This window comes from Rhodococcus sp. RD6.2 (assembly GCF_001040705.1).
Taxonomy (GTDB): Bacteria; Actinomycetota; Actinomycetes; order Mycobacteriales; family Mycobacteriaceae; genus Rhodococcus_G.
The window spans coordinates 171,529-198,499 of record NZ_CVQP01000009.1 but is presented as its reverse complement, the minus strand read 5'-3'; the positions used below and the strand labels follow the sequence as shown (position 1 = coordinate 198,499).

General features: G+C 69.5%; 28 protein-coding genes and 1 riboswitch. Of the genes, 11 read left to right on the top strand and 17 right to left on the bottom strand.

Features of this window, described 5'->3' with window-relative positions:
* Nucleotides 1-18: 18 nt before the first annotated feature.
* The 5 genes from RHCRD62_RS19755 to purS form a co-directional block, all read right to left on the bottom strand.
* Complete coding sequence (locus tag RHCRD62_RS19755) at nucleotides 19-498, bottom strand: carboxymuconolactone decarboxylase family protein (protein WP_050066452.1); 480 nt, start codon at nucleotides 496-498, stop codon at nucleotides 19-21.
* Nucleotides 495-1,592, bottom strand: coding sequence for an NAD(P)H-dependent amine dehydrogenase family protein (locus RHCRD62_RS19750; protein ID WP_050066451.1), 1,098 nt, complete (start codon nucleotides 1,590-1,592; stop codon nucleotides 495-497). The genes RHCRD62_RS19755 and RHCRD62_RS19750 overlap by 4 nt, the downstream gene beginning before the upstream one ends.
* A 105-nt stretch (nucleotides 1,593-1,697) precedes the next feature.
* Nucleotides 1,698-2,726, bottom strand: a complete 1,029-nt coding sequence (locus RHCRD62_RS19745; protein ID WP_050066450.1) for a dihydrodipicolinate reductase — start codon at nucleotides 2,724-2,726, stop codon at nucleotides 1,698-1,700.
* Nucleotides 2,727-2,828: 102 nt separating this feature from the next.
* The gene (purQ, locus tag RHCRD62_RS19740; RefSeq protein WP_050066449.1) at nucleotides 2,829-3,506 is read right to left on the bottom strand and encodes a phosphoribosylformylglycinamidine synthase subunit PurQ; all 678 of its coding nucleotides are present in this window, start codon (nucleotides 3,504-3,506) and stop codon (nucleotides 2,829-2,831) included.
* Nucleotides 3,503-3,748, bottom strand: coding sequence for a phosphoribosylformylglycinamidine synthase subunit PurS (gene purS, locus RHCRD62_RS19735; RefSeq protein WP_050066448.1), 246 nt, complete (start codon nucleotides 3,746-3,748; stop codon nucleotides 3,503-3,505). The genes purQ and purS overlap by 4 nt, the downstream gene beginning before the upstream one ends.
* A gap of 138 nt (nucleotides 3,749-3,886) precedes the next feature.
* Between purS and RHCRD62_RS19730 the strand changes: the two genes are divergently transcribed.
* A complete protein-coding gene (locus RHCRD62_RS19730; protein ID WP_050066447.1) occupies nucleotides 3,887-4,531 on the top strand; it encodes an MBL fold metallo-hydrolase in 645 nt (214 codons plus the stop codon).
* 38 nt (nucleotides 4,532-4,569) lie between these two features.
* Entirely contained in the window at nucleotides 4,570-5,157 is a 588-nt protein-coding gene (locus RHCRD62_RS19725; protein WP_050066446.1) for a TetR/AcrR family transcriptional regulator, read from the top strand.
* 4 nt (nucleotides 5,158-5,161) lie between these two features.
* Here RHCRD62_RS19725 and RHCRD62_RS19720 read toward each other — a convergent pair whose 3' ends face one another.
* The 3 genes from RHCRD62_RS19720 to RHCRD62_RS19710 all read right to left on the bottom strand — a co-directional run bounded on the left by RHCRD62_RS19720 (nucleotide 5,162) and on the right by RHCRD62_RS19710 (nucleotide 7,867).
* Entirely contained in the window at nucleotides 5,162-5,866 is a 705-nt protein-coding gene (locus RHCRD62_RS19720) for a DUF2334 domain-containing protein (protein WP_050066445.1), read from the bottom strand.
* 97 nt (nucleotides 5,867-5,963) lie between these two features.
* Nucleotides 5,964-6,461 carry a glutathione peroxidase gene (locus RHCRD62_RS19715; RefSeq protein ID WP_050066444.1) on the bottom strand — a complete coding sequence of 166 codons (498 nt, stop codon included), beginning with the start codon at nucleotides 6,459-6,461 and terminating at the stop codon, nucleotides 5,964-5,966.
* The gene (locus RHCRD62_RS19710; RefSeq protein ID WP_050066443.1) at nucleotides 6,458-7,867 is read right to left on the bottom strand and encodes a cation:dicarboxylate symporter family transporter; all 1,410 of its coding nucleotides are present in this window, start codon (nucleotides 7,865-7,867) and stop codon (nucleotides 6,458-6,460) included. Before RHCRD62_RS19710 ends, RHCRD62_RS19715 begins: the two co-directional genes overlap by 4 nt.
* A 123-nt stretch (nucleotides 7,868-7,990) precedes the next feature.
* Here RHCRD62_RS19710 and RHCRD62_RS19705 point away from each other — a divergent pair, with 123 nt between their 5' ends.
* On the top strand, nucleotides 7,991-9,604 hold the full coding sequence (locus RHCRD62_RS19705) for a sensor histidine kinase (RefSeq protein WP_050066442.1): 1,614 nt from the start codon (nucleotides 7,991-7,993) through the stop codon (nucleotides 9,602-9,604).
* Nucleotides 9,601-10,293, top strand: a complete 693-nt coding sequence (locus tag RHCRD62_RS19700; RefSeq protein WP_050066441.1) for a response regulator — start codon at nucleotides 9,601-9,603, stop codon at nucleotides 10,291-10,293. Before RHCRD62_RS19705 ends, RHCRD62_RS19700 begins: the two co-directional genes overlap by 4 nt.
* Nucleotides 10,294-10,297: 4 nt before the next feature.
* Here RHCRD62_RS19700 and RHCRD62_RS19695 read toward each other — a convergent pair whose 3' ends face one another.
* Nucleotides 10,298-12,424, bottom strand: a complete 2,127-nt coding sequence (locus tag RHCRD62_RS19695; RefSeq protein ID WP_050066676.1) for a S9 family peptidase — start codon at nucleotides 12,422-12,424, stop codon at nucleotides 10,298-10,300.
* Nucleotides 12,425-12,442: 18 nt separating this feature from the next.
* On the bottom strand, nucleotides 12,443-13,327 hold the full coding sequence (locus RHCRD62_RS19690; RefSeq protein WP_050066440.1) for a phosphoribosylaminoimidazolesuccinocarboxamide synthase: 885 nt from the start codon (nucleotides 13,325-13,327) through the stop codon (nucleotides 12,443-12,445).
* Nucleotides 13,328-13,364: 37 nt separating this feature from the next.
* On the opposite strand from RHCRD62_RS19690, the gene RHCRD62_RS19685 reads away from it, so the two are divergent.
* The 6 genes from RHCRD62_RS19685 to RHCRD62_RS19660 all read left to right on the top strand — a co-directional run bounded on the left by RHCRD62_RS19685 (nucleotide 13,365) and on the right by RHCRD62_RS19660 (nucleotide 19,044).
* Nucleotides 13,365-14,798: an MDR family MFS transporter gene (locus RHCRD62_RS19685; RefSeq protein WP_253277396.1), complete on the top strand. Its 1,434-nt coding sequence runs from the start codon at nucleotides 13,365-13,367 to the stop codon at nucleotides 14,796-14,798.
* Nucleotides 14,799-14,841: 43 nt separating this feature from the next.
* Nucleotides 14,842-15,035: riboswitch (cobalamin riboswitch) on the top strand.
* Between the two features lie 30 nt (nucleotides 15,036-15,065).
* Nucleotides 15,066-16,067, top strand: coding sequence for an ABC transporter substrate-binding protein (locus tag RHCRD62_RS19680; protein ID WP_084734385.1), 1,002 nt, complete (start codon nucleotides 15,066-15,068; stop codon nucleotides 16,065-16,067).
* The gene (locus tag RHCRD62_RS19675; RefSeq protein WP_050066439.1) at nucleotides 16,064-17,122 is read left to right on the top strand and encodes a FecCD family ABC transporter permease; all 1,059 of its coding nucleotides are present in this window, start codon (nucleotides 16,064-16,066) and stop codon (nucleotides 17,120-17,122) included. The genes RHCRD62_RS19680 and RHCRD62_RS19675 overlap by 4 nt, the downstream gene beginning before the upstream one ends.
* Nucleotides 17,119-17,928, top strand: coding sequence for an ABC transporter ATP-binding protein (locus RHCRD62_RS19670; protein ID WP_050066438.1), 810 nt, complete (start codon nucleotides 17,119-17,121; stop codon nucleotides 17,926-17,928). Before RHCRD62_RS19675 ends, RHCRD62_RS19670 begins: the two co-directional genes overlap by 4 nt.
* The gene (locus RHCRD62_RS19665; protein WP_050066437.1) at nucleotides 17,925-18,722 is read left to right on the top strand and encodes a (2Fe-2S) ferredoxin domain-containing protein; all 798 of its coding nucleotides are present in this window, start codon (nucleotides 17,925-17,927) and stop codon (nucleotides 18,720-18,722) included. Before RHCRD62_RS19670 ends, RHCRD62_RS19665 begins: the two co-directional genes overlap by 4 nt.
* A 4-nt stretch (nucleotides 18,723-18,726) precedes the next feature.
* Complete coding sequence (locus RHCRD62_RS19660) at nucleotides 18,727-19,044, top strand: Rdx family protein (protein WP_050066436.1); 318 nt, start codon at nucleotides 18,727-18,729, stop codon at nucleotides 19,042-19,044.
* Here the strand turns inward: RHCRD62_RS19660 and RHCRD62_RS19655 are convergent, their stop codons facing one another.
* From RHCRD62_RS19655 to RHCRD62_RS19645, 3 genes are all read right to left on the bottom strand, one after another.
* Nucleotides 19,045-19,716, bottom strand: a complete 672-nt coding sequence (locus tag RHCRD62_RS19655; protein ID WP_172671104.1) for a PaaI family thioesterase — start codon at nucleotides 19,714-19,716, stop codon at nucleotides 19,045-19,047.
* Nucleotides 19,717-19,779: 63 nt separating this feature from the next.
* Nucleotides 19,780-20,226, bottom strand: a complete 447-nt coding sequence (locus RHCRD62_RS19650; RefSeq protein WP_050066435.1) for an HIT family protein — start codon at nucleotides 20,224-20,226, stop codon at nucleotides 19,780-19,782.
* A 61-nt stretch (nucleotides 20,227-20,287) separates the two neighbouring features.
* Complete coding sequence (locus RHCRD62_RS19645) at nucleotides 20,288-22,117, bottom strand: ABC transporter ATP-binding protein (RefSeq protein WP_050066434.1); 1,830 nt, start codon at nucleotides 22,115-22,117, stop codon at nucleotides 20,288-20,290.
* A gap of 89 nt (nucleotides 22,118-22,206) precedes the next feature.
* Between RHCRD62_RS19645 and RHCRD62_RS19640 the strand changes: the two genes are divergently transcribed.
* Nucleotides 22,207-22,620, top strand: coding sequence for a MarR family winged helix-turn-helix transcriptional regulator (locus RHCRD62_RS19640; RefSeq protein ID WP_050066433.1), 414 nt, complete (start codon nucleotides 22,207-22,209; stop codon nucleotides 22,618-22,620).
* Nucleotides 22,621-22,690: 70 nt separating this feature from the next.
* Here the strand turns inward: RHCRD62_RS19640 and purB are convergent, their stop codons facing one another.
* From purB to RHCRD62_RS19620, 4 genes are all read right to left on the bottom strand, one after another.
* Nucleotides 22,691-24,112, bottom strand: coding sequence for an adenylosuccinate lyase (gene purB, locus RHCRD62_RS19635; protein WP_050066432.1), 1,422 nt, complete (start codon nucleotides 24,110-24,112; stop codon nucleotides 22,691-22,693).
* A 33-nt stretch (nucleotides 24,113-24,145) separates the two neighbouring features.
* Nucleotides 24,146-24,757, bottom strand: a complete 612-nt coding sequence (locus tag RHCRD62_RS19630; protein WP_050066431.1) for a TetR/AcrR family transcriptional regulator — start codon at nucleotides 24,755-24,757, stop codon at nucleotides 24,146-24,148.
* 71 nt (nucleotides 24,758-24,828) lie between these two features.
* Nucleotides 24,829-26,001 (bottom strand): pyridoxal phosphate-dependent aminotransferase, encoded by a 1,173-nt coding sequence (locus RHCRD62_RS19625; protein WP_050066430.1) that lies wholly within the window; start codon nucleotides 25,999-26,001, stop codon nucleotides 24,829-24,831.
* Between the two features lie 9 nt (nucleotides 26,002-26,010).
* Complete coding sequence (locus tag RHCRD62_RS19620) at nucleotides 26,011-26,937, bottom strand: LysR family transcriptional regulator (RefSeq protein WP_050066429.1); 927 nt, start codon at nucleotides 26,935-26,937, stop codon at nucleotides 26,011-26,013.
* Between the last annotated feature and the right edge of the window lie 34 nt (nucleotides 26,938-26,971).

Below are 26,971 nucleotides of genomic sequence, written 5' to 3'. Positions count from 1 at the left end.
GATTTCTGGGAGAGCGGATCAGTGACCCGGCAGCACGCAGGCGGTATCGAGCCCGAGGACGCGGTTGAGACGGCCGAACGCCAACCACGACCCGATGCTCATCGACAGTTCGACGATCTCCGCATCGGTGTAGTGCGCCTTCATCCGATCCCAGAACTCGTCGTCGAGACCGTGGTGGTCGAGCGCGTACCTCTCGGCGTACTCGGCGGCGAGACGGGTGCGGTCGTCGAAGTTCTCGGTGGTGCGCCAGTTCTCGACGTCCTCGTCGAAGCCGAGTTCGACCTTCACGCCATCGCGTTCGGTCCGCCAGTCCTGGCAGAAGATGCAGCCGTTGATCTGCGCGATCCGCAGCCGCGCCGCCTCGAACGCGGGCAGGTCGATCGTGGAGTGCTCGTAGACGGACAGCGAGAACTGGGAGGCGGGGAGCCCGATGCCGGGCACCATCTCCCCCCACACGTAGCCGATCGGGTCCTTGCCCTCGGGAAGGTCGATGATCATGCCGGGGTCCTCTCGAAAGTGGTGGCGGTGAGCTTCCCGACCGCGGGCCGGATCGGGACGTCGAGCGCGTCGTACATGGCCGGCTCGTTCTCGACGAGCCAGTCGATGGCGCCGACCAGCCGGCCGACGGCGGTGGCGTTGCCGCCCGCGGACCTGTTGCCGCCCTCGTCGGTCGCCTCGATGGACACCTCGATGCGGGGCCTGCCCTCGATTATCACCCGGTGTGCGCCCGCGCCGCCGTCAGCGGGAGTGGGCCAGTCGGGTGCGCAGGACGGATGGATTCGGGTGACGTGCTCGATGACGATGCGCGGCTCGCCGTCGACGATGCCCTGCACCTCGAACCGCAGCGCACCCTGGGTGCCCTCCTCGAAGTCACCCATGGTCGCGGTGGTGACGGTGGTTTCCAGCGGCCTGCGCAGGAGCGTCTCGCGGATCTCGTCGAGTTCGACGCCGAGAGCCCGCGCCATCAGCCGGACCTGACCACCCCACACCATCGACGGGATACCCGGCGCGACCATCGGTGGCGCATAGTCCATCGGCTGGCCCATTCCGACGAGCCACCGGACGGAGTCGGGCTGGTCGTAGGTGGAGTAGTCGAAGATCTCCTGGCAGCGAATCACGTCGACGGTCGTCGCGAGACCGCTGAGCAGCAGCGGCAGCACGTCGTTGCCCCAGCCGGGGTCGATGCCGGACGCGAACAGCGATCCGCCGCCCTCGTCGATCGCGTCCTGAATCGCCTGACGCATCTCGGCGGGTGCGCTGCGGTGGTCGTACAGCGGGTACAGCGACGTGGTCACGACGACGGCGCCGGCCCGGATCGCCGCGACGATGTCGGCGAGCGCGTCGTCCGGCCGGATGTCGCCGGACGCCGCGTACACCACGGCGTCCGGCTTGGACGCGAGAACAGTGTCGATGTCGGAGGTGGCGGCGACACCGAGATCGCGGCCGACATCTCCGAGGTCACCGGCGTCGCGGCCGACCTTGTCCGGGTTGTGCACGATCACGGCGGAGAGCTGGAGCGCGGGGTGCGCGTCCACCGCCCTGATCGCTGCCCGCCCGACGTTTCCCGTGCCCCAGACGACCGTTGTGATCATGACCGGGGACGGTACCGAACTGGAACACGTTCCCGTGGCGGATCAGGGCATTTCGGCGCTGCGCTCGAACAACACCGGGCCGAACGAACACCGGATCGACGGGGCTCACCGACGAAGCAGATCCACCTCGTCGTAGATGCCGGGCTCGTGGCCCGCGAGCGTCTCGATCCTGCCGACGAGGCGGTCGACGGCCGTTTCACCACCGCTTCGCGGGCCCGGTTCGACGATCACCGCGATCCGCGGATCGCCGTCGACGAGAACGGTGTGCCCCGCTCCCCCGGCGGGTGGATGCGGCCACTCGGGTGCGACATCCGGGTCGATGCGCCCGACGTGTTCGACGACGACGGTCGGCACCCCGGCGACCCAGCCCTGCACCTCGACCCGCACGGCCCCCATGCCACCGGCCTCGAACTTGCCCATCGTCGCGGTCTCCACCGTGACGTCCAACTCGACCCGCTCGACGACCTCGCGGATCTCGTCGAGTTCGACGCCGAGGGCCCGCGCCAGCTGCCGGACACGATCGCCCCACACCATCGTCGGCATCCGCGGGGCGAGCATCGGCGGCACGAAGGACAGCGGCTCGCCCATCCCCATGAGGTAGCGGACCGAGCCCGGCAGGTCGTACCCCGAGTAGTCGACCGTCTCGGTGACGCGGATGGACGTCGCACGGTCCCCGACGCTGCGCAGCGCGAGCGGCAGGACGTGCTCGGCCCAGTCGGAGTCGACGTCACCGATGTGTAGTCGGCCGCCGCCGTCGCGAACGGCCGATCGAATTTCCTCTCGCACAACGGGTTCGGATTTCCGGTGATCGTAGAGGGGATAGATCGGTGGCGTCACCACGACCGCGCCCGCCGACAGTGCCGCGACGACGTCGGCGCGTGCATCCGCGGACCGCGTGGTTCCGGACCCCGCGTAGACGACGGCGCCGGGCCGCGTCGCGAGAACCGCCGCCGCGTCGTCGGTGGCGGCGACACCGAGCACCCGACCCAGCGCCGCGAGGTCACCCGCGTCGCGTCCCACCCGGTCCGCGGCGGTCGCCACGACCGCCGTCAGCGTGAGCGCGGGGTGCGCGTCGACGGCACGGATCGCGGCCCGCGCGACACTGCCGTCACCCCACACGATCGTCGAGATCATTGCCGGACGGTAGCAAAACGGCGCACCCCCGTCCGCCCGGGGAACGCAGAAGGCCCCGGAACCGAACACTTCTCGATTCCGGGGCCTGCCGACCGTGCGATGTCAGGCGGAGACGACGCTCTCGAGCACGGAGTAGAACATGCCGAGTCCGTCGTCACTGGGGCCGGTGAGGGCCTCGGTGGCGTGCTCGGGGTGCGGCATCAGTCCGACGACGCGACCGTTCGCCGATGCGATGCCCGCGATGCCGCGCTGCGATCCGTTGGGGTTGCCGCCTGCGTAGCGGAACACGACGCGGCCTTCGCCCTCGAGCTCGTCGAGCACGGCCTCCGACGCCTGGTAGCGACCTTCGCCCGACTTGAGCGGGATCAGGATCTCGGCGCCCGACTCGTAGCGGGAGGTCCACGCCGTCGAGTTGGCCTCGACCTTGAGCCACTCGTCGCGGCAGATGAAGTGCAGGCCCTCGTTTCGGGTCAGCGCGCCGGGAAGCAGGCCCGCCTCGCAGAGGACCTGGAAGCCGTTGCAGATGCCGAGGACGGGCATGCCGCCCTTCGCAGCCTCGACGACCTTGCCCATGACGGGCGCGAACCGGGCGATGGCACCACAGCGCAGGTAGTCGCCGTAGGAGAAGCCGCCGGGGACGATGACGGCGTCGACGCCCTTGAGGTCGGCGTCGCCGTGCCAGAGGCTGACGGCCTCGCCGCCGGCGAGGTTCACAGCACGCGCGGCGTCGACGTCGTCGAGAGTGCCGGGGAAGGTGATGACTCCGACGCGGGCGCTCATGCCTCGACGTCGATTCGGCGCACCGCCCAGTCCTCGATCACCGTGTTGGCCAGCAGGCCCTCGGCGATCTTCTCGAGCTCGGAGTCCTCGACGCTTCCGTCGATCTCGAGCTCGAAGCGCTTGCCCTGCCGGACATCGGACACGCCGGCGAAGCCGAGTCGGGCCAGCGCCCCGACGATGGCCTGTCCCTGCGGGTCGAGAATCTCGGCCTTCGGCATGACTTCGACAACGACACGGGCCACGTGCTGCTCCTCGGTTGGTGCGGGTGTGCCCGGGAGAATCACGCCGGGCAACTGGCAGTTTACCGGTCGGGCCCGGCGCGCCGCGCACTCGGGCGACGCCCCTCCCTCGGGGGTGTGAGTCAGCGCATACTCGACGTCATGCAGCTCACACATTTCGGCCATTCCTGCCTGCTCGTGGAGCACCTCGGAACGAGGGTCCTGTTCGATCCCGGGACCTTCTCGCACGGCTTCGAGGGCATCACGGATCTGGATGCGATCGCGATCACCCATCAGCATCCCGATCACGCGGACGCCGCCCGTCTGCCCGCGTTGGTGGAGGCGAATCCGGGGGCGGCGTTGTTCGCGGACCCTCAGACGACGGACCGGTTCGGCGACGCCTGGACGGCGGTGCGACTGGGTGATGCATTCGACGTCGGGCGCCTGCACCTGCGCGGCACCGGCGGCAGGCACGCGGTGATCCATCCCGAGCTCGCGGTCATCGACAACACCGCGTTCCTGCTCGGTGACGACGAGAATCCGGCTCGACTGCTGCACCCGGGCGATTCGCTGTACATCCCGTACGAGGACGTCGACGTCCTGGCACTTCCTGCGGCGGCGCCGTGGCTGAAGATCTCCGAGGCCATCGACTATCTGCGCGCGGTGAATCCGCGGGTCGCCGTGCCGATCCACCAGGGAATTCTCGCGAACGAGGGGACGGGCATCTTCTACGGTCGCTACTCCGAAATGGCTCCCGACGGCACCGAGTTCCGGGTCCTCCCGTCGGAGGAATCCGCCGAAGTGTGACCCGCCGACTCGTTACTTCGTTCCGCTAGTTTGGCGGGATGCCGAAAGTGATCGATCTCGACCAACGTCAGCAGGACATCGCGGAAGCGGTGTGGCGGGTCCTGCTCCGCGACGGGATCACTGCGGTGTCGGTCCGGGACGTCGCCGCCGAGGCAGGGCTGTCGCCGGGATCGTTGCGGCACACGTTCGCCAGCAAGGCGGAGTTGCTCGCGTATTCGATGAAGTTGGTGCACCGGCGGGCGGAGGAGCGCGCCTACTCGCACGTCGACATCGAGGATCCGCGCGCCCGCGTGATCGCCATCATCTCCGAGGTGTTGCCACTGGACGAGACACGTCGTTCCGAGTTCGAGGTGAACCTGGCGCTGGTCGCCGAGGCCCCGGCCCATCCCGAGCTCGGCGAGATCGCCCGCAACGCTCAACGGGCACTGCGGGAGGGCCTGACGATTCTCGTCACCGACATGAAGCGCCACGGGCTGTGCGCCGAGCATCGGAACGCATCGGACGAGGCGCGGCACCTGCACGCCCTGCTCACGGGATCGGCGATGCACGCGTTGGTCGGCGATCAGGACAGTCCCGCATGCGCCCTGAAGATGGTCACCGACCACATCGATTCGTTGGCCGGATAGTCGGTCACGCGACGTCGCGGTTGCCCCGCCGCGGCGTCCACACATAGGTGCCGGGACGCGCCTCGTGATGCAGGGCCAGGTCGACGGCATCGATCAGTGCCTGCCGCGGTCCGGGCAGCGAGAGCTTCTTCGCGCTGATCGCGAGCCGGACGGTTCCACCGCGTCGGGCGGTACGACCGGTACCGAGGACCATGGCGCGGCACCACCACGGTTCGGTGCGGAACCCGTCCCCGACGCCGAGAATCCGGGCGCGCACAACGGTGTCCCGCTCGAGGTCGTGGATGCCGGTCATTCCGGCGAGAAGCCGAAATCCGGTGCGCGGCAGCGCGTTCACCGCACCCGGCGACGCCAGCCACCGGGGTGCCGCGAAGACGCGGGTCCGGAGGCCGACCTCCTCCATGACCCGGTCGGCGGCGGTGAGCCGGAGCATCGCCTCGTGTTGCGGCAGCGCCGCGAATTCGGCGCGGCGCTTCTTGGTCGCGGCCTGGTCGTAGCCGTGCAGCACGATGGCGTCACCCTTGCTCTGCCGGTTCCGCAGCCAGTCCTGAGTGCCCTCGTCCCGCACGAGGCGGTACTTGTCCTTCAGACGGGGGGCGACGAGCAGCGACAGCGGGACGCCGCGGGCGTCCATCTCGCTCGCGAACTCGGCGGCGAGGTCTCGGGTCTCGTCCCTGATGCCCGACACCGACACGATCAGCGTTGCGGTCATGGCCCCAGCGTGGCATCCGAAGGTGAACGTGCGCTGACGCCCGTGAGTCCTTTCGGCGCGCATGCGGACCACAAGGACTCACGGGCAGCGGAGCCGCCTATCGGGGAAGGACGGCCTCGATCGCGGCGACGACCTCGGGGGCGTCGGGCTCGGTGCGGGGACGGAAGCGGTTGACGACGGTGCCGTCGGGCGCGACGAGGAACTTCTCGAAGTTCCACTGGATGTCGCCTGCTTCGCCGTCGGCATCGGCGGTCTTGGTGAGCTCGGCGTAAATCGGGTGCCTACCCTCGCCGTTGACCTCGACCTTCTCCGTCAACGGGAAGGTGACGCCGTAGGTGGCCGAGCAGAACGTCTGGATCTCCTCGGCGGTGCCCGGCTCCTGGCCCATGAACTGGTTGCAGGGGATGCCGACGACGGTGAGGCCGCGGTCGGCGTACCCGGAGGCGAGCTTCTCCAGCGCCGTGTACTGCGGGGTGAGACCGCACTTGGAGGCCACGTTCACTACGAGCACTGCCCGTCCGTCGAATGCGCCGAGGGAGGTCGGCACGCCGCCGAGTGTGTTGATCTCGATGTCCTGAAGCTGCGGGTTCGTCATGACATCGACCGTACGGGAACCGAAGCGGCAGCGGCATTGTCGGCAACCGGACGGGAGCGGTCCTCGGGGAGGTCGTCGTCGATCATCGTCGTCTCGTCGAACGGGAGCTGCCCGGACAGCACCTCACGGACGCGACCGCGGTCGACGCTGTTCGTCCAGGTGCCGATCAGCAGGGTGGCGATGGCGTTGCCGGAGAAGTTGGTGACGGCGCGGGCCTCGGACATGAACCGGTCGATGCCGACGATGAGGCCGACGCCGTCGAGCAGTTCGGGGCGATGACTCTGCAGGCCGCCCGCGAGCGTCGCGAGGCCGGCTCCGCTGACCCCGGCGGCGCCCTTGGAGGCGATGATCATGAACACGAGCAGCGAGATCTGCTCGGTGAGCGAGAGGGGCATGTCCATGGCGTCGGCAACGAAGATCGAGGCCATCGTCAGGTAGATGGCGGTGCCGTCGAGGTTGAACGAGTAGCCGGTGGGTACGACGATGCCGACCGTGGACCGCTGCACGCCGAGGTGTTCCATCTTCGCGATCAGCCGGGGCAGTGCTGACTCGGACGACGAGGTTGCGAAGATCAGCAGGTACTCGCGGGCCAGGTACTTCACGAGGGCGAACACGGAGAATCCGGTGACGAGACGCAGCAACAGGCCGAGGACGCCGAACACGAAGATCGCGCAGGTGACGTAGAAGCCGACCATCAGGGTGCCGAGCGCGGTGACGGCACCGAGGCCCGTCTGCCCGACGACGCTCGCGATCGCGCCGAAGGCGCCGATCGGGGCGAGCCACAGGATCATCGCGAGGATGCGGAACACGAGTTTCTGCACGTAGCCGATGCCGGTGAGGACGGGTTCGCCCTGCTTCCCCATCGCCTGCAGCCCGAACCCGACGAGAAGCGCGACGAACAGCGTCTGCAGGACGTTGCCTTCGGTGAGCGCCGACAGCAGCGAGGTCGGGATGATGCTCGCGACGAAGTCCATGGTGCCGCCCGCGCCGTGCGCCTTCTCCGCCAGTCCGGCGCCGACCGCGGCGTCACCGGGGGTGAGTTGCAGGCCCGAACCGGGGTCGAGGAGATTACCGACAACGAGTCCGATGCCGAGCGCGATGGTGGACATGCCGAGGAAGTAGACGAGGGAGAGCCCGCCGACCTTGCCGACCTTCGCGGCGGCCTTCACCGATCCGATGCCGAGCACGATCGTGCAGAAGATGACCGGAGAGATCATCATCTTGATGAGGCTGATGAACAGTGTTCCGAGCACGCCGAGGTCCTTGCCGACGCCGGGTGCGAGCCAGCCGACGAGGACGCCTGCGACCACCGCGACGATCACCGCAAGGTAGAGCCAGTGGGTGCGGTCGCGCTTGCGCCGCGTCCCGGGGGCCGGGGTACGGTCCCGCCTCGTGTCTGTGGTCATGACCTGTCCTGTCCTCTCGACTGACGTTCGTCGGATCGGCTGCAGTGACCGCCGTCACGTCCACCTCGGGAAGAATGGTGGTATGCGCCGGGGCCTCCGGTCACGGTTGCGTGCATTTCGTTCATGAAAGGCACGGTGTTCACGGGAGTGCGGGAGAGGACACGGGTGTTCGGGTCTGCGCGTCGCGCGTCGCTTGCACGGCAGGTGCTGGTGCTGCAACTGCTGGTGCTGGCCGTCGTCGTGCTGGTGGGCGGCGCGTTCACCGTCCTCGACGAGCGCCGGGACGCGGACGCCGCCGCCAGCCGCGAAGTCGTCGCGGTCGCGGAAACGCTCGCCGCGGCCGACGGGACGGCGCAGGCGTTGCGCTCCCCCGACCCCACCGCAACGCTGCAGCCGCAGGCCGACCGGATCAGCGCGGCGACCGGCACCGACTTCGTCGTGGTGATGGCACCGGACCGAACGCGGTACACGCACCCCGATCGGACGCTGATCGGCGGCAAGTTCACCGGCACCATCGACCGCGCGCTGGCCGGGGAGACGTTCACGGAGACCTATGCCGGTTCACTCGGTCCGTCCGTCCGGGCGGTGGCCCCGGTCGTCGATGACGGGCAGGTCGTCGGGCTGGTGTCGGTCGGGGAGACGCGGGAGCGGATCAGCGACCAGTTCGTGCGCGGACTGCCGCTGATCCTGATGCTGACGGCGGGCGCCCTCGTCCTCGCGGCGCTGGGCTCGGTCCTGCTCGGCAGTCGGGTACGGCGGCAGACCCTCGGCCTCGCACCGGACGAACTACGCACCCTGTACGAGCACCACGACGCCGTCCTGCACTCCATCCGCGAGGGTCTGCTCGTGTTCGACGCCGACTCCGACACCGCCGACGTCGTCAACGACGAGGCCAGACGCCTGCTCACGCTGCCCGCCGGTCCCGTTGCACGCGAGGATCTTCCGCCGTCGCTGCGCGACCTCGGCGCGGGACGGGTGCAGGACGAGGTGCACGTGACCGGGGACCGGGTGCTGGTCGTGAACCAGGCTCCGGTCCGGTTCGAGGGACGCCGAATCGGTACCGTCCTCACCGTGCGGGACCAGACCGAACTGCAGTCCGTGACAGGTGAACTCGATTCGATGCGCCTGTTCATCGAGTCGCTGCGAGCGCAGGCCCACGAGTCCGCAAACCGCCTGCACACCGTCGTCACGATGGTCGAACTGGGACGCACGGAGGAGGCGGTGGCGTTCGCGACGGCGGAACTGGAGCTGTCGCAACACCTGATCGACCGCCTCACCGCGACGGTCCACGAACCGGCGGTGCTCGCGTTGCTGCTCGGCAAGGTCAACCAGGCCGCGGAACGGGGCGTCGACCTCACCGTCACCGACGACACCACGCTGCCGTCCGCCGCTCCCCTGACGCAGCGCGAACTCGTCACGGTGGTGGGCAATCTCGTCGACAACGCCATCGACGCCGCGGCCGGCTCCCAGGGAGGCAACGACAATCCGTGGGTGGAGGTGACACTGACCGCGGGCGACGCCGCACTCGACGTCCGCGTCGCCGACAGCGGACCGGGCATGTCGGCCGACAAGTTCGCCGCCGCATCGCGTCGCGGCTACTCGACGAAGTCCGACCATCACGGCCTCGGTCTCGCTCTGGTCGCACAGGTGGTGTCCCGCCACGGGGGCCACATCGAATCCGAGAACACCTACGGTGCAGTTGTTTCCGTGCACGTACCGAAGGAGGGGAACGCATGATCCGGGTGCTGGTGGTCGAGGACGAGAAGCTGATCGCCGAGGCGCACCGCAGCTACGTCGAGCGGGTCCCCGGGTTCGAGGTCGTGGGCGTCGCGCACACGGTCGTCGACGCGATGCGGGCGGCGGTGTCCGCATCGGCGACCGACGCACCCGTGGACCTGGTGCTGCTCGATCTCGGACTGCCCGACGGCAGCGGGCTGGACGTGGCCGCGGCGCTGGGCGGATTGCGTCCGACACCCGACGTCATCGCGATCTCCTCGGCCCGCGAGATGGCGACGGTGCGCGCGGCCGTGAGTCAGGGTGTCGTGCTGTACCTGCTCAAGCCGTTCACGTTCGCGGCGTTCCGGGACAGGCTCGAACGCTACCTCGACTATCGCAGTGCGCTGCCATCCGGCGAGTACGCACTCAGCCAACGCGACGTGGACCGGGCGATGGCCGTGTTACGTAGCACGGACTCCCGCGCGACGACACCGAAAGGTGTTGCGCCGCAAACCCTCGACGAAATCTCGGCGGTCGTACGCGACGCCGGTGACGCCGGAACTTCCGCGGCCGAGGCGGCCTCGGCGGTCGGCGTCTCCCGCGTCACCGCGTGGCGCTACCTCGAACGCCTCGCCGACGATGCGGTCGCCGACCGGCGCACCGTGTACGGGCGCGCCGGTCGGCCGCAGGTGCGGTACGTCTGGCGTTAGGCGCTCAGACGCCTGCCGTGTCGAGAATCCACGCGTACTCGAACGCCACTTCCCGCCACCTCTCGTAACGCCCACTGACGCCGGCGTGACCTGCGGTCATCTCGGTCTTGAGCAGCAGCGACGAGTCGCCGGTCTTCGTGTCCCGAAGCTTCGCGACCCATTTGGCGGGCTCGACGTAGAGAACGCGCGTGTCGTTGAGACCCGTGATCGCGAGGATCGCCGGGTAGTCGTGGGCGCCGACGTTCTCGTACGGAGAGTACGAGCGCATGTAGTCGTAGACATCCTTGTCCGCCAACGGGTTGCCCCACTCGCCCCATTCGATGATGGTCAGCGGCAGCGACGGGTCGAGGATCGAGGTGAGCGGGTCGACGAACGGCACGTTGGTGATGATGCCGGCGAACAGTTCCGGCGCGAGGTTCGCGACGGCACCCATGAGCAGTCCGCCCGCGCTACCGCCGTCGGCGATCATCTGCTGCGGTGTGGTGTGGCCGGTGTCGACGAGATGCCGTGCGCAGGAGACGAAGTCGGTGAAAGTGTTCTTCTTCGACAGCATCTTCCCCGTGTCGTACCAGTGCCTGCCCATCTCGCCGCCGCCGCGGACGTGTGCGACCGCGAAGACCATGCCACGGTCGAGCAGGGACAGGCGTGACACCGAGAACTCCGGGTCGATGCTCGCCTCGTAGGAGCCGTATCCGTACAGGAGCAGCGGCGCGGGACCAGCGGGGTCGGCGACCCCGGTCTTGCGGACGATGGAGATCGGGATGCGGGTGCCGTCCGCGGCGACCGCCCAGTCGCGGTGCTGCTCGTAGTCAGCAGGTTCGTATCCGCCGAGAACCGGCGTTTCCTTGCGCAGCAGCAGTGCGCCACTGGCGATCTCGTAGTCGTATACGCGGATGGGCGTGATGAACGACGTGAATCCCAGACGCAAGAGGGGGCTGTGCCACTCGGGGGTGGAACCCGCCCCGACGGAGTACAGTTCCTCGTTGAACTCGAGCTCGCGAAGCTCGCCGTACCCGGATTCGGTCAGCGGCCACACGGCCAGCCGGGTCAGCGCCTCGCGGCGGTAGCCGACCACCAGGTGCCCCGCGAACGCGGCGATGTACTCGAGTCGGGCGTCGGCGCGGTGCGCGATCAGCGTGCGCTGATCCGTCGGGTCACCGACAGGAGTGTCGACGAGGGTGAAGTTCTCGGCCTTCACACCGTCCACGACGCCGTTGTGCAGGATGAGGAACCGGTCCTCGCCGCCGACGACGGCGTGTTCGATGCCGTACTCGACGCCCTCCTCACGCGGCCAGACGACGGTGAACTCGCCCTCGGGATCGGAGGATTCGAGGTAGTGGACCTCGGAGGTGATCTTCGATCCGATCACGATGGCCAGGTACTTCTCGCTGCGCGTCAAGTCGAAGTCGACCCAGAACCGCTCGTCGGGTTCGTGGAACACCTGTACGTCGGCGGACCGCTCGGTGCCGAGTTCGTGACGCCACACGGTGTCGGGCCGCCACGCCTCGTCAACGGTCACGTAGAAGACATGCGTGCCGTCCAACGACCACGTCGCGCCGGCGCCGATGCCCGGGATCTCGTCGTCGAGCAACTCACCCGTCTCGAGGTTCTTGAACCGCAGCGTGTACCGCTCGTCACCCTTGGTGTCGACGGAATACGCGAGCATCGTTCCGTCGCGGGTCACCGACATCGCTCCGAGCGAAAGAAAGTCGTGCCCCTCGGCGAGCTCGTTGCCGTCGATCAGCACCTGCTCGCCCGGGATGTCGACGTCGGCGGACAGCACGGGCGGCGTCCAGTCGTCGGGCGAGTCGATCGGGCACCGGCAGTGCACGCCGTACTGCTTGCCCTCGAAGGAACGCGAGTAGTACCACCACTGCCCCATCCGGGACGGCACCGACAGATCGGTCTCCTGGGTGCGGGATTTGATCTCGCCGAAGATCGCCTCCCGCAGCGGCCCGAGATGCTCGGTGGCGGCGGTGGTGTACGCGTTCTCCGCCTCGAGGTACGCAATCACCTCGGGGTCGTTCTTGTCTCGCAACCACTCGTAGTCGTCGACGAACGTGTCGCCGTGGTGGGTGCGCTCCTGGGGAACCTTCTTCGCGACCGGGGCCGCAGTGACGGGCGAACTCATGTCGCCCACCCTAGGCGGTCAGCCGATCCAGTCGTCGAAGGACAGTCCGGAGATCCGCTCGTACGCCTCGATGTAGCGGGCCCGGGTGGCGTCGACGATCTCCTGCGGCAGCGGCGGCGGCGGAGTGTCGGACGCCCGGTCCCAGCCGGACTCGGGGCTCGTGAGCCAGTTGCGGACGAACTGCTTGTCGAAACTCGGCTGCACCTTGCCCGCCTCGTAGCCGTCGGCCGGCCAGTAGCGCGAGGAGTCCGGAGTGAGGACCTCGTCGGCGAGCACCAGGTTGCCGTCGTCGTCGACACCGAACTCGAACTTGGTGTCCGCCAGGATGATTCCGCGCTCGGACGCGTAGATCGCTGCGCGGCCGTAGATGTCGAGGGTGTCCTGGCGGAGCTTCACCGCGAGGGCCTGACCGACCTGGTCGACGACAGCCGCGAAGTCGACGTTCTCGTCGTGGTCGCCGAGGGCGGCCTTCGTGGCGGGCGTGAAGATCGGCTCCGGAAGCTGCGACGACTCCACCAGACCCTCCGGCAGCGCCACCCCGCACACCGCACCGGTGCGCTGGTAATCCGACAGGCCCGAACCCGTCAGGTAGCCGCGCGCCACGCACTCCACCGGCACCATCTTCAGCTTCTTCACGACCAGTGCCCGACCGAGGACCTCCTCGGGGATGCGCTCGTCGTCCGGCGGTCCGGCCAGATGGTTCTGCGCCGTCAACCGGGTGAAGAAGAACACGCTCATCGCCGTCAGCACCCGGCCCTTGTCGGGGATCGGGGTGCTCAGGATGTGGTCGTACGCGGAGATCCGGTCGCTCGCGACGAGCAGGAGGTGCTCGTCGTCGATCGTGTACAGGTCGCGGACCTTGCCGCCTGCGAGGTGGGCGTAGTCGGAGAGTGAGGGGCGCACGGTCCAACCCTATCGGGTGGGGTCGATACTCGATCAGGTGGCAATCGAGATCGACAGACGCAGCATCGGCCTGCGTTCGGAGCGCGGACCGGTGCTCGCGTCGCTGATGCTCACCACCGCGCTGGTCGCGCTCGACTCGACGGTCATCGCGACAGCGGTGCTGACCATCGTCCGTGACCTGGGCGGCTTCGGTCAGTTTCCGTGGTTGTTCTCGATCTATCTGCTCGCCCAGGCCGTGTCGGTGCCGATCTACGGCAAGCTCGCCGACCTGTTCGGACGCAAGCCGGTGATGCTGTTCGGCATCGCGACATTCTGTCTCGGATCGGTGCTCTGCGGGGTGGCGTGGTCGATGCCCGCGCTGATCGCGTTCCGCGCGATCCAGGGCCTCGGCGCGGGCGCGGTGCAGCCGATGAGCCTGACCATCGCGGGCGACATCTACACACTCGCCGAGCGCGCCAAGGCGCAGGGATACCTCGCGAGCGTGTGGGGTATGTCCGCCGTGGTCGGCCCGACCCTCGGCGGCGTGTTCTCCGAGTACCTGTCGTGGCGCTGGATCTTCCTGATCAACGTGCCGCTGTGCGCGGTCGCGGCGTGGGCGCTGATGCGGCACTTCCACGAGAGTCCGCGACGCGACCGACCTCGCGTCGACTACCTCGGCGCGGCGCTCCTGACCTGCGGCGCCGCGCTGGTCATCCTCGGCCTGCTCGAAGGTGGGCAAGCGTGGGCGTGGAACTCCCCCGCATCGCTCGCCGTGTTCGGTGCCGGAGCGGCTCTGCTCCTCGCATTCGCCTTCGTCGAACGACGCGCCCACGACCCGATCCTGCCGCCGTGGGTGCTCACCCGCCGCGTCCTGGCCGTCAGCAGCATCATCTCCGCCGCCGTCGGCGCGATCATCATGGGCGTCACCTCGTACATCCCGACCTTCGTGCAGGGCGTGCTCGGGACCGGCGCGCTGGTCGCCGGGTTCGCGCTCGCCACCCTCACCATCGGCTGGCCGATCAGCGCGTCGCTCGCCGGACGCCTCTACCTGCGGGTGGGATTCAGGATCACCGCGCTCCTCGGCGCGTCCGCGGCCGTCACCGGGACCGCGCTGACCCTCACCCTGGACGCCGGATCGGCTGTCTGGCAGGTGGCCGTGTTCTGCTTCGTGATCGGCGTCGGGATGGGACTGGTATCGAGCCCCACCCTGATCGCCGCGCAGTCCAGCGTCGACTGGTCCCAGCGCGGCGTCGTCACGTCGACGAACATGTTCGCCCGGTCGATCGGCAGCGCGGTCGGGGTCGCGGCGTTCGGAGCGATCGTCAATGCGCACATCGGCGGCACGGATACCCCGACGCCGGAGCAGCTGTCGGGAGCGCTACACCTGGTCTTCCTGGCGGTGGTCGGGACCACCGCAGTGATCCTCGCTGCCGCCGCCTTCATGCCGAGCCGGGTGCACTCCCCCGTGGACGCCGGCCCGGGGCCCGGCTGATCCACTCCCGAAGCGGACAAGCCGGACGGGCCGCGATCGGCCGTGGTTTATCCTTCGACCTGGTGACACGGTGAACGGGAAGTCCGGTGCGAATCCGGCGCGGTACTCGCCACTGTGAGCAGGTACGTCGACCACACGGGGCACTGCCCCAGCCACTGGACGTGAAGTGTCCGGGAAGGCGTGGCCGGCGGTCAGCCCTGCCGAGCCAGGAGACCGGCCGTGACACCTGCCTGCACGTTTTCCACGAGTCATGGAAGGCGGGTCGCCGTGCGCACCCACACATCGACGCGACGCCGTTCGCGCATATCCCTGCCCACCGCTGCCGTCACCGTCGCGGCCGCACTCACACTGACCGCCTGCGGGTCGTCCGGCGACGGTGCCGACGACGCCGCGTCGATCTCCCTCGACAACTGCGGCCGCACCGTCACCCTGGACGGACCGGCGCAACGCGCGGTCACCCTCAACCAGGGCGCCACCGAGTCCGCGTTGGCTCTCGGCGCCGAGAGCCAGATGGTCGGCACGGCCTACCTCGACGACACCGTCGCGCCGCAGTGGCAGTCCGCGTACCGGACGGTTCCGGTACTGAACGAGTCCGACTACCCCAGTCGCGAAGCGGTGCTGGAGGTCCGACCCGACCTGGTGCTCGCGTCGTACGCGAGCGCTTTCGACGACAAGGCCGTCGGGACGCGGGAGTCGTTCGACGATCTGGGCGTCGCCACCTACATCTCACCGTTCGGCTGCCCCGACAAGTCGATGCGACCTCCGGTGGCGTGGGATTCGATCGCCGCCGAGATCACCGACAACGGCGTCCTGTTCGGCCGCGAATCCGAGGCCGACACCGAGGTGACGCACCTTCGGGAAACCCTGGCGGGAATTGAGTCCGCGGCAGCGGGGCGCGGCCGGAGCTTCTTCTGGTACGACAGCAACACCGACGTCCCGTACGTCGGCGCCAATGCGGGAGGACCGCAGCTGATCATCGACGCGGTCGGCGGCACCAACATCTTCTCGGGCCTCGACGGTTCCTGGGCCGACGGCAGCTGGGAAACGGTCCTGAAGGCGAACCCGGACGTCATCGTCCTCGCCGACGCCTCGTGGGACACCGCGGAGGAGAAGAAGGCGTATCTGCGGGCCGACCCGGCGCTCCGCGACCTGACGGCGGTCCGCGAGAACGCGTTCGTCGTCGTGCCGTTCTCCGCGAGTACCCCCGGTCCGCGGCTGATCGAGGGCGCCGCCCTCGTCGGCGAACAACTCGGCAGCAGCCGGGGATGAGCGTCACGACCCGGGCGCCCGCCCGGGTGCGCTCGAGCACCACCACCGGATGGGTGGTGGCGCTCGCCGCGCTGCTCGTGGTGAGTTGCGCGGCGGGCGTTGCGATCGGCGCGGCCGACCTGTCGGTCGGCACCGTCGTCGACTCGGTGGCCGGGCGCCTCGGCATCGGTTCCGGAACCGACCTGCTGACCACGCACATCGTCGTCGACCTGCGCCTCCCTCGGGTGCTGGCGGCGGCACTCGTCGGCGCCGGGCTGGCGTTGTGCGGGGCGGTGCTGCAGTCGCTGACCGGCAACGCGCTCGCCGACCCGTACCTGCTCGGTATGTCCGGCGGCGCGTCCCTCGGCGCGGTTCTCGCACTGACGGCGGGCGCGGGCACTGTCGGGGTGCTCGGCATCGGCGCGACGTCGGCGGCCGCATTCATCGCGGCACTGGGTTCTCTGCTGTTGGTCTTCGTCATCTCGACGTCGCGGTCGGGTGCGCTGGTGCCGGGACGTCTGGTCCTCGCGGGTATCGCGGTCGGCCAGTTCGCCGCCGCCGTCACCTCCGCGCTCGTGTTGCTCGGCGACCGCGACGCCGCCCACCGCGTGCTGCAGTGGACGCTCGGCTCGGTCGCCGGGGTCCGCTGGCCGGGCCTGCTCACCATCGCCGCCGTCGTCGCGGCCACCGCCGCCGTGATGCTCACGCACGCCCGGGTGCTGGATTCGTTCGCGTTCGGCGAGCGGGCCGCATCGAGTCTCGGCACCGACGTCGAACGCTCCCGCTGGGTGCTCTACGGCGTCGCATCGCTGTGCACCGCGGCGCTGGTCGCGCAGGCCGGGGTGATCGGGTTCGTCGGCCTCGTCGTCCCGCATGCCGCCCGCCTACTCGTCGGTCCCCTGCACGCCCGACTGCTCCCGGTCGTGGCGCTCGTCGGCGCCGTCCTGCTGGTGTGGGCCGACATCGTCGCGCGGACCGTCATGCCGGGACGCGAACTGCCGATCAGCATCGTCACCGCCGTCGTGGGCGTGCCGGTGTTCGTGATGATCCTGCGACGCCGGGGAGCCCGCGCATGAGCCACCACTCCCCCGAGATCCTCGTCGAGGACGTCACCTGGTCGGTGGGCGGAACCACCATCCTCGACGGCGTGACGTGCCGGGCACCGTCGCGGGCGTTCACCGGGCTGATCGGGCCCAACGGCTCGGGCAAGACCTCGCTGCTGTCGGCGGCCGCGCGACTCGTCCGCCCCGACTGTGGTCGCGTGATGATCGGCGACGACCCCGCCGCCACGATGCCGCGCCGCGAATTCGCCCGGACCGTCGCACTGGTGGAACAACATTCGTCGACCGAGCTGGAACTGACGGTCGAGCAGATCGTCGAACTCGGAGTGATCCCGCACCGCGGCGGGTGGGCGCGTCCGGCGGCTGTCGGTGCCGCCGAGGTGGTCACCGAGAGCCTCGCGATGGCGGGCATCACCGATCTCCGACACCGGTTGTGGCAGAGTCTGTCCGGCGGCGAGAAGCAGAAGACACAGCTCGCCCGCGCCTTCGCGCAGCGGCCCTGCGTCCTGCTGCTCGACGAGCCCACCAACCACCTCGACGTCTCGGCGTCGCTCGAACTGCTGGATCTGATCCGCCGCCGCGGACTCACGACCGTCGCGGCGATGCACGACCTGAATCTGGCGGCGATGTACTGCGATCACCTCGTGGTGCTCCGCGAGGGTCGCGTCGTCACGGAGGGACCGACAGAGTCGGTGCTGACCGAGGAACTGCTCGCCGATGTCTACGGACTCGACGCGATCGTGACCCCGCACCCCCGGACGGGCCGTCCGACGGTGACGCTGTGCGGAGTGACGTCGAACACCGAAAGGTCCATCCTGTGAACACGACTCGCGGCGGTCGGTGGCTGATCGTCACCGCCCCCACCGACCGCGGGGACGATCCGCGGGATGTCCTGGTCTCCGCGCTGGCGACCCTGCGAGAACGCCACCCCGACACCGTGTTCCGCACCGCGGTGCTCGGCGGGTCCGGCCCGACGATCACCGACGCCCTCGACGAGGCCGCGGCATCGGAGGCCACCGAGGTGATCGTGGTCTCCGGGCAGACCCTGCACGACCGCAAGATGGATGCCTGGTTCCGGCGCGTGATCGGGCACTGGCTGCGCGAGCACGCCTCAGAGGACCCGCTGCGTGAGCGTCCTCCCGGCCACGTCCCCGCGGTGCGTCTCGCGGCGAACCTGACGGACGCCGCGACCTACGCCGACCTGCTGGGCGCCGCCGTCACCGGTCCGACAACCCCGGCCCGGGACACCACCGCGCCGTTGTCGTCGCCCGCCTGGGACGAGGTGCCCGGCTTCGCGCGGCACGTGCTCGTCTGTCGCGGCCCGCGATGCTCCGCCCGTGGCGGACCGGAAACCGCACGGGCGCTGGACGACACCCTCGCCGACCGCGGTCTCGGAGACGACGACGTGCTCGTCACCCAGACCGGATGCCTGTACCCGTGCTCGCAGGGACCTGTGGTCGCGGTGTATCCCGACGACACCTGGTACGCGTCCCTGACCGCGGACCGCGTCGAGAGGTTCGTCGACGAGCACCTCGTCGACGGGCGTCCGATCACCGCCTGGGCCGGTGCGCGCCGCGCCCGCGTGAGCGAATCCGGTCCGGGGCTGGCAGGCTGACGCCATGGCGGCGCCTCGTATCCGAATCACGTACTGCACGCAGTGCCAGTGGCTGCTGCGTGCGGCGTGGATGGCGCAGGAACTCCTCAGCACGTTCGGCACCGATCTCGGCGAGGTCGCGCTGGTGCCCGGAACGGGCGGCGTCTACCTGATCGAGGTCGACGACACGCTGGTGTGGGACCGCGCCCGCGACGGCGGGTTCCCCGATCCGAAGGCACTCAAGCAGCGCGTTCGGGACGTCGTCGCACCGGGCCGCGACCTCGGGCACACAGACCGGCCGCGCGATCCGCGCACCGGGCGCCCCGCGACCGGCCTGACCTGATCAGCTGCCGGTGGTGGTGGACTGCGCCTCGCGGGCCCAGCGCGGCAGGATGAAGATGCCCTCGGCCTCCACGCAGATTCCCTCGGCGTCGGCGATGTGACCCTTCACGATGGCCTTGACGCCGTCCAAGCGATCGAACCGGGCCTCGGCGTGCAGGTCGCCGAGCGGCGTCGGCTTGCGATAGCGCAACGACAGGGTGCCTGTCATACCCGGGTTGCCGGACGCGACCGCGCAGTCGCCGAGCACCTGATCGAGGATCAGCGCGGACACTCCGCCGTGGGTGAGGCCTGCGGGACCCTCGTACTGCGGACCCAGATGGAAGTCGGCCCAGGTCCGACCGTCGGGGTCGGTGTGCACGTTCAGCGGCGGTGCGACGGCGTTGCGGAAACCGTCGGCGGCATTGCCCCAGCCGCGCTTCCAGCCCGACGCACCCCACCGCACCCCGTAGGGACCGGGGATTGCCCGCGCCTGCAGCAGCGACGCGGCCTCCTCGATGAGGGCCTTCGCGCGCCGCACGTCCGGCTCCCCGACCTCGGTCTGCAACGTGGCCGCGATCAGCTCGCGGACGCTGTCGGTGAGCGGTCCGTACAGGTCGGCTTCCCGCTGGATCTCGGCGTCGGGGAGCTGATCGTGGATGTACAGAAGCCGCTGGTCGGTGATGGGATCGGACACGGTACCTCGCTTGTCGTTCTGTACTTCACGCAAAATTGCATGGTACACAGACACGAATTACGGTCAGACCGCGTCCAGCCGCCTGCGGAGCGATCCGGCCAGGTAGTCCAGGTCGGGGCGGCGCGCGGACACCGGCCTGCCCCGCAACCCGAAACCGTCTCCCTGCGTCCGGGGAACGACGTGCAGATGCACGTGAAACACCTCCTGCCCCGCGACGGCGCCGTCGGCGAGGAACAGGTTCACCCCGTCGGCGCGCGGGCCGTCCCGGAGTTCCGCGGGCACCCCGCCGTCGGACCGCAGGGCGGCCGCCATCCGCTGACCGACGGCGAACACTCGCCTGCCGTCGTCGGGGTCGAGGTCCGCCAGGCCCGACGCGTGGGTCTTCGGCACCACCAGTAGGTGCCCGGGAGTGAAGGGACGGATGTCCATGAACGCCAGGGTGTGCTCGTCCTCGTGGACGATGCTGGCCTCGGCGGTGCCGGCGACGATGGCGCAGAAGACGCAGTTCATGCGCGCCAGTATGCGCTCCGCGTCCGTGAGTCCATTCGGTCCACAGGGTGGGCCGACGCGCTCACGGCACCCGAATCGCCTCTCCCCGCCGCTCCAGCTGCGCATACCGCCCGCCGCGGTCGACCAGCTCGTCGTGGGTGCCGGACTCCACGATGCGACCGTGGTCGAGGACGACGATGCGGTCGGCGTCGCGGATGGTGGACAGCCGGTGCGCGATGGTGATGGTCGTGCGGCCCCGGCTGACTGCGTCGAGTGCTCGCTGGACGGCGGCCTCGGTGTCGTTGTCGAGAGCACTGGTCGCCTCGTCGAAGACCAGAATCCTGGGGTCCCGCAACAGGGTTCGAGCGATCGCGATGCGCTGCTTCTCACCGCCGGAGAACCGGTGCCCGCGGGCACCCACGACGGTGTCGTAGCCGTCGGGCAGCGAGGTGATCAGGTCGTGCACCTGCGCGGCGCGGGCGGCCTGCTCGATCTGCGCGTCGGTGGCGCCGGGATGGGCGTAGCGGAGGTTCTCCCGAATCGTGTTGTGCAGCAGGTAGGTTTCCTGCGAGACGACGCCGACGAGTTCGGACAGTTCGGCGAGCGTGATGTCGCGCAGGTCGACGCCGTCGATGCTGACACGACCTGACGTCGGGTCGTGGAGCCGGGCGACCAGCGAGGCGAGAGTGGTCTTCCCGGAGCCTGTTTCACCGACCAGCGCCAGTGACGACCCGGCGGGCACCGTGACGCTCACGTGGTCGACGGCGTCGCGGTGGGCGCCGTCGTAGCGGAACACCACGTCGTCGAACCGGACCGTGCCCGCGACCGTCTCGCGCAGCATCGGCACCGGCCGCGCGGGATCGTCGATGTCGACGGGCAGATCGAGGTACTCGAAGATGCGGCTGAACAGGGCGAGCGACGAGGTCACGGTGACGCCGACGTCGAGCAGGCTCATCAGCGGCCGGAACAGCGCGCCCTGCAGTCCGGTGAACGCGACGAGGGTGCCGATCGACATGCCACCCGACGTCGCGGGAAGGCCCGCGACCAGATAGAGCAGCGCGGGGATCGCGGCGAAGACGATATTCATGGTGGCCATCCGCCAGCGACCCGAGAGCTGCGAGCGCACCTCCAGGTCGGACAGGTACGCCGAAGTGTCGGCGAACCGCTGCGACATCGCGGGCCCGGCGCCGAGCGTCTTGCCGAGCTGAATTCCGCTGACGGACAACGACTCCTCGATCTGCGTCTGCATGTCGGCGAGGGTCCGCTGCCGCTGGGCGGTGATCTCGCGGCGCATCTTCGCGACGCGCCGCGTCAGCCAGATCGCGGGCGGCAGCACGATCAGCGACAGCAGCGACAGGCGCCAGCTGAGGACACCCATCGCGACCGCGGTGCCGACGACGGTGGTGACGTTCGCGGCGACCGACGTCGCGGTCGAGGTGACGACGGTCTGCATGCCGCCGATGTCGTTGGTGAGGCGGGACTGCACCTCGCCGCCGCGGGTGCGGGTGAAGAATCCGAGGGACTGCCGCTGCAGGTGGGTGAACACCTGGGTGCGCAGTCCGTGCATGACCCGTTGTCCGACGGTGGTGGAGATCCACGTCTGGACGACGCCGAGCGCCGAGCCGGCGACGGTCACGGCGAGCATGCCGACGACCGACCACACCAGCAACGGGACGTTCTGGTCCGGGATGGCGTGGTCGATGACGGCGCGGACGAGGAACGGGTTGGCGAGGGTGATGAGCGAGGACGCGACGATCAGGACGACGACGACGCCGACCTGCGCGCGATAGGGGGCGAAGAGGGCGCCGATGCGGCGCAGGCTGACCGGCTTCTCGGCCAGTTGGACGCGATCGGCGGGGTCGATCTTCGCGGGGCGACCCGGTCCGGGTCCGCCGAAGTGGGGGCTTGCCATGCAACCACCCCTCTCGAAGTGTCGGGGTTGGACTTATTGAGGTTCCCTCACAATGAGGCAGCCGTCAAGTACCTGTAGGGTGCATCACCATGACCACCGATCGTCCCGACACCCTGCGGGACCTCGTGATGTCGACCGCCCGCGGCCTGCGTCGACGCTGGGTCGACGCACTCGAGCCGTGGCAGCTGAGCCCGCACGAATACCGGGCACTGCATGTTATCGGGCACGGGGACGGCCCGCGGCTCGGCGACGTCGCCAAGGCGCTGCGCATCGCGCCCCGCTCCGCGACGGAGGTTGTCGACCGACTCCAGGACCGCGGGCTCGTCGAACGCCTCCCGGACGCCGTCGACCGTCGCGCCACGTGTGTGCGACTCACCGACGCCGGCCGCCGGACCGTGCGCGAACTGGCGGACGCCCGCGAGGCCGACGCCGACGACTACTTCGCGGCACTCACCGACGACGACCGCGCCGAACTCCGCCGCATCCTCGGCAAACTGCGTTAGTCGCTGACGCGCTCGTGCGCGGTTCAGAGTCCAGAGACCAGTGAACCGCGCACGGGCGGCGAAGCGCCGCCTAGAGGATCGGGGACGGCGCGTACGCAGCGGCGTCGGGGTACGCCTCGACGAGCTTCTCGACCTGCGCCACGACGGCCGCGACCTGTGCTTCGGCGGCCCCGACGAACGCGGACTTGTCGGCCAGTGCCGCGTCGAGCGCGGCGCGGTCCAGCGGCAGCCGGTCGTCGGCGGCGAGACGATCCAGCAGATCCGGCTCCTTGCCCTGCTCACGCATCGCGAGCGCGACGGCGACGGCGTGCTCCTTGATGGCCTCGTGCGCGGTCTCACGTCCGACGCCCGCGCGGACTGCGGCCATGAGGACCTTGGTGGTCGCGAGGAACGGCAGGTAGCGAACCAGTTCCTTCTCGATGACGGCCGGGTAGGCGCCGAACTCGTCGAGGACGGTCAGGAACGTCTCGATCTGGCCGTCGATCGCGAAGAACGCGTCGGGCAGCGCGACCCGGCGCACGACGGAGCAGAACACGTCCCCCTCGTTCCACTGCGCACCCGCCAGCTCGGCGGCCATCGACGCGTAACCGCGCAGAACCACCTGCAGGCCGTTGACGCGCTCGCAGGAACGGGTGTTCATCTTGTGCGGCATCGCCGAGGAGCCGACCTGGCCGGGCTGGAAGCCCTCGGTGACCAGCTCGTGCCCGGCCATCAGCCGGATGGTGTGCGCGAAGGACGACGGTCCCGCACCGACCTGCACCAGCGCGGACAGCACGTCGTGGTCGAGCGAGCGCGGGTACACCTGGCCGACGCTGGTCAGCACGTGCGCGAAGCCGAGGTGCTCGGCGACCTTGCGCTCCAGGGTGTCGAGCTTGTCGGCGTCGCCGCCGAGGAGGTCGAGCATGTCCTGCGAGGTGCCCATCGGCCCCTTGACGCCGCGCAGCGGGTAGCGGTCGATCAGCTCCCGCAGCCGGGTCAACGCGACGAGCAGTTCGTCAGCGGCGGACGCGAACCGCTTGCCGAGCGTCGTGGCCTGCGCGGCGACGTTGTGCGAGCGGCCCGCCATCACCAGCGAGCCGTACTCGGCGGCCTTCTCCCCCAGCCGCGCCGCGACCGCGACGCCGTGCGCGTGCACGTGCTCGAGGGACCGCACGATCTGCAGCTGCTCGACGTTCTCGGTGAGGTCGCGGCTCGTCATGCCCTTGTGGACGTGCTCGTGGCCGGCGAGGGCGTTGAACTCCTCGATGCGAGCCTTCACGTCGTGCCGGGTGACGCGCTCACGCTCGGCGATGGAGTCGAGATCGACGTTCTCGATGACCCGCTCGTAGTCGGCGAGGGCCTCCGGGGGGACGTCGATGCCGAGCGCGGCCTGTGCACGCAGAACGGCCAGCCACAGCTGACGCTCGAGGACGATCTTGTACTCGGGTGACCACAGCGCCTTCAGCTCGGGGCTGGCGTAGCGGGTGGCAAGGACGTTCGGGATGCGGCTCACGGACGTCCAGTCTACGGCCAGCCGCAACGCGGCCTAGACAGTGATCGGCGGTGCCACGAGGTCGATCACCTGCAGCAGCATTTCCCGGGCGAGCGCCTTCGGATCCGGGTCACCCTCGCTGAGCGCCCCGACGGCGGCGCCGTCGACGACGTAGATCAGTCGACGCAGGCCGTCCTGGTGGACCTCGCGCCCCGACCGGCGGAGTACCGCGATGATCAGGGTGTCCAGTTCGGCACGCAACCGTTGCTGTACCTCCCGCATCTCCGGATGCCGGGCGAACGCGACGAATCGCTCGTATCGGTTGACGAGTTGGTCGCGCCCGGCCGGGTTCTCCTCGAAGACGCCGATCAGCATGTCGACGATCAACTCGACGGTCGATTCGACCCCGCATTCCCGACCGGCCGCCTCCTCGACGCGGGCGTGCATGACGTCGAGCTCACGCAGCCCGCATTGTTCGACGGCCGCCGCGGTGAGGTCCTCGAGTGACGCGAAGTAGTAGGTGGTCGACGCCAGCGGCACCCCGGCGCGAGCGGCGACAGCGCGGTGCCGCACGGCCTCGAATCCGCCCTCGAGCAATAGGTCGGCCGCGGCGTCGACGAGGGCCAGCCGTCGACGCTCGCCTTTGGGAGTCGAGGCAGCACACACCGCGTCATCTTTGCAGCGATAACGAAACCGTGCGCCGAAATCCCCAATTCGCGTGACTGGGCGGGTCCGTGTCAGCGTCGCAACGCCTCGCTGCGGGCAAGACGGGCAAGCGCTTCCTCGACGTCGGCGGTGCTGCCCGCGAAGGACATTCGCAGAGTGCGGTCGCCGTGGACCGTGTCGAAGTCGACGCCGGGCGCGACGGCGACGCCGGTCTCCCGCAACAGGTCCGCACACCACCCGGTGGAGTCGTCGGTCAGGTGCCCGATCCCCGCGTACACGTAGAACGCACCGTCCGCCGGGGCGAGTTCGGTGATCCCGAGCCGCGGCAACCCGTCGAGCAGGATGTCGCGGTTGACGGCGTAGCGGCGCACGTGTCCGTCCAGTTCGGCGATCGACTCGTCGGTGAACGCTGCGACCGCCGCGTACTGCGAGATGGCGGGCGGGCACACGGTCATGTTCGAGGCGAGCCGCTGGATGACGGGCACCATCGCGTCGGGTACCAACGCCCACCCGAGCCGCCAGCCGGTCATCGAGAAGTACTTCGACACCGAGCCGATGACAACCGATTCCCGTGACGTCTCCCAGGCGCTGGACGTGCGCACGGACCCGTTCGTGTCGAACTCGATTCCGTGATAGATCTCGTCGGAGATCAGCAGGGTGCCGTGGTCGTCGCACCAGCGCGCGAGGGCGGCAAGTTCGGCGGGGTCGATGACGGTGCCAGTCGGGTTGGCGGGGCTCGCCACGATCAGTCCCGCGGGTGGCTCGGGCAGTTCGTCGAGCATCGCGACGGTCGGCTGGTAGCGGGTCTGCGGGCCGCAGTCGAGTTCGACGACACGGCAGCCGAGTGCCGCGAGGGTGTTGCGGTAGGCGGGATAGCCGGGCCGGGCCACGACGACGGTGTCGCCCGCGTCGAACGCGGCGAGGAACAGCAACGTGAACGCACCGGACGAGCCGGTGGTGACGACGACGTTCTCCGCGTCGACGTCGATCCCCGATTCCCGCGAGTGGTAACCGGCGATCGCCTCCCGCAGCTCCGTGATGCCGAGCGTTTCGGTGTAGCCGAGGACGTGCCGGTCGATCGCCTCGCGTGCCGCACGCAGGACGGGTGCGGGCGCGGGCGTCGACGGCTGCCCCGCGGCGAGGGTCAGGACGTCGCCGTGGGTACGGGCCCGTTCGGTCGCGGCCTTCCACACGTCCATGACGTGGAAGGTGGGGACTCGGGACCGTTGGGAGTCTGCGCGCACGACTCGACGTTAGGGCATTCGGCGCGTCGCTCCCCCTCCGAGAGCGGCCCGGTTGGCGTCGACTGTCTCCCGGAGGGCACCGATCACCGCGGCGACTTCGGGACGCCGCAGCCCTTCGGGCCTGGTCACCAGCCAGTACGCGAGCCGCGCCTCGACCCGGCCGGGCAGCACGCGCACCAGGTCGTCGTGACGGTCCGCCATGAATGCGGGCAGCAATCCGATGCCTGCGGCGGCGCGCGTCGCCTCGACGTGCACGAAGACGTTGGTGGAGGTGACGGATTCACGCATCGACAGGGTGAGCCGGCGGGCCAGGTCCAGTTCGTCGACCTGCAGCATGGAGTCGACGAAGTACACGAGGGTGTGGTCGGCGAGGTCGTGCACCGTGCGAGGTTCGCCGTGCTCGGCGAGGTAGACGCGGGATGCGTAGAGGCCGAGGGTGTAGTCGGCCAGCCACATCGCCTCGGCCCTGTGGACCTGCGGTTTCCCGACGACGACCTCGATGTCGAGGCCGGATCGCTGCTGCGAGGCGCGGCGGGTGACCGCGACGATCTCCACCGACACGTCGGGGTGCCGTCGGCGCAGCAACGCTCCGGCCGGGGCCGCGATGTAGGCGCTGAACCCGTCGGTGGCCGAGAGCCGGACGACGCCCTTGAGGTGATCGCCACCCTCCGGGTCCGCGACCAGGCCGTGCACGGCCGCCTCGACCCGTTCGGCGGCGGACAGTGCCTGCCTGCCGAGGCCGGTGAGTTCCCACCCTCCCGCGGCCTTCACGAGCACCCGTCCACCAAGGCTCTTCTCCAGGGCGGCGATGCGGCGGGAGATGGTGGTGTGGTTGACCCCGAGGTCGTCGGCGGCGGTGGTGAATCGCCCTGTTCGCGCGACTGCGAGCAGGACGAGCAGGTCGTCCGCGCTCGGTGCGGGTGGCGATGGCGTCATATCTGCACATTCGCACACCTGTACTGCACTTTGC

Coding starts and splice junctions, on each gene's coding strand:
- RHCRD62_RS19640 (WP_050066433.1), top strand. CDS start 22,207: ATGACCACCGATCGTCCCGACACCCTGCGGGACCTCGTGATGTCGACC.
- RHCRD62_RS19670 (WP_050066438.1), top strand. CDS start 17,119: ATGAGCCACCACTCCCCCGAGATCCTCGTCGAGGACGTCACCTGGTCG.
- RHCRD62_RS19755 (WP_050066452.1), bottom strand. CDS start 498: ATGATCATCGACCTTCCCGAGGGCAAGGACCCGATCGGCTACGTGTGG.
- RHCRD62_RS19705 (WP_050066442.1), top strand. CDS start 7,991: ATGAAAGGCACGGTGTTCACGGGAGTGCGGGAGAGGACACGGGTGTTC.
- RHCRD62_RS19675 (WP_050066439.1), top strand. CDS start 16,064: ATGAGCGTCACGACCCGGGCGCCCGCCCGGGTGCGCTCGAGCACCACC.
- RHCRD62_RS19750 (WP_050066451.1), bottom strand. CDS start 1,592: ATGATCACAACGGTCGTCTGGGGCACGGGAAACGTCGGGCGGGCAGCG.
- RHCRD62_RS19700 (WP_050066441.1), top strand. CDS start 9,601: ATGATCCGGGTGCTGGTGGTCGAGGACGAGAAGCTGATCGCCGAGGCG.
- RHCRD62_RS19645 (WP_050066434.1), bottom strand. CDS start 22,117: ATGGCAAGCCCCCACTTCGGCGGACCCGGACCGGGTCGCCCCGCGAAG.
- RHCRD62_RS19745 (WP_050066450.1), bottom strand. CDS start 2,726: ATGATCTCGACGATCGTGTGGGGTGACGGCAGTGTCGCGCGGGCCGCG.
- RHCRD62_RS19720 (WP_050066445.1), bottom strand. CDS start 5,866: ATGACCGCAACGCTGATCGTGTCGGTGTCGGGCATCAGGGACGAGACC.
- RHCRD62_RS19695 (WP_050066676.1), bottom strand. CDS start 12,424: ATGAGTTCGCCCGTCACTGCGGCCCCGGTCGCGAAGAAGGTTCCCCAG.
- RHCRD62_RS19650 (WP_050066435.1), bottom strand. CDS start 20,226: ATGAACTGCGTCTTCTGCGCCATCGTCGCCGGCACCGCCGAGGCCAGC.
- RHCRD62_RS19660 (WP_050066436.1), top strand. CDS start 18,727: ATGGCGGCGCCTCGTATCCGAATCACGTACTGCACGCAGTGCCAGTGG.
- RHCRD62_RS19715 (WP_050066444.1), bottom strand. CDS start 6,461: ATGACGAACCCGCAGCTTCAGGACATCGAGATCAACACACTCGGCGGC.
- RHCRD62_RS19620 (WP_050066429.1), bottom strand. CDS start 26,937: ATGACGCCATCGCCACCCGCACCGAGCGCGGACGACCTGCTCGTCCTG.
- purQ (WP_050066449.1), bottom strand. CDS start 3,506: ATGAGCGCCCGCGTCGGAGTCATCACCTTCCCCGGCACTCTCGACGAC.
- RHCRD62_RS19710 (WP_050066443.1), bottom strand. CDS start 7,867: ATGACCACAGACACGAGGCGGGACCGTACCCCGGCCCCCGGGACGCGG.
- RHCRD62_RS19725 (WP_050066446.1), top strand. CDS start 4,570: ATGCCGAAAGTGATCGATCTCGACCAACGTCAGCAGGACATCGCGGAA.
- RHCRD62_RS19730 (WP_050066447.1), top strand. CDS start 3,887: ATGCAGCTCACACATTTCGGCCATTCCTGCCTGCTCGTGGAGCACCTC.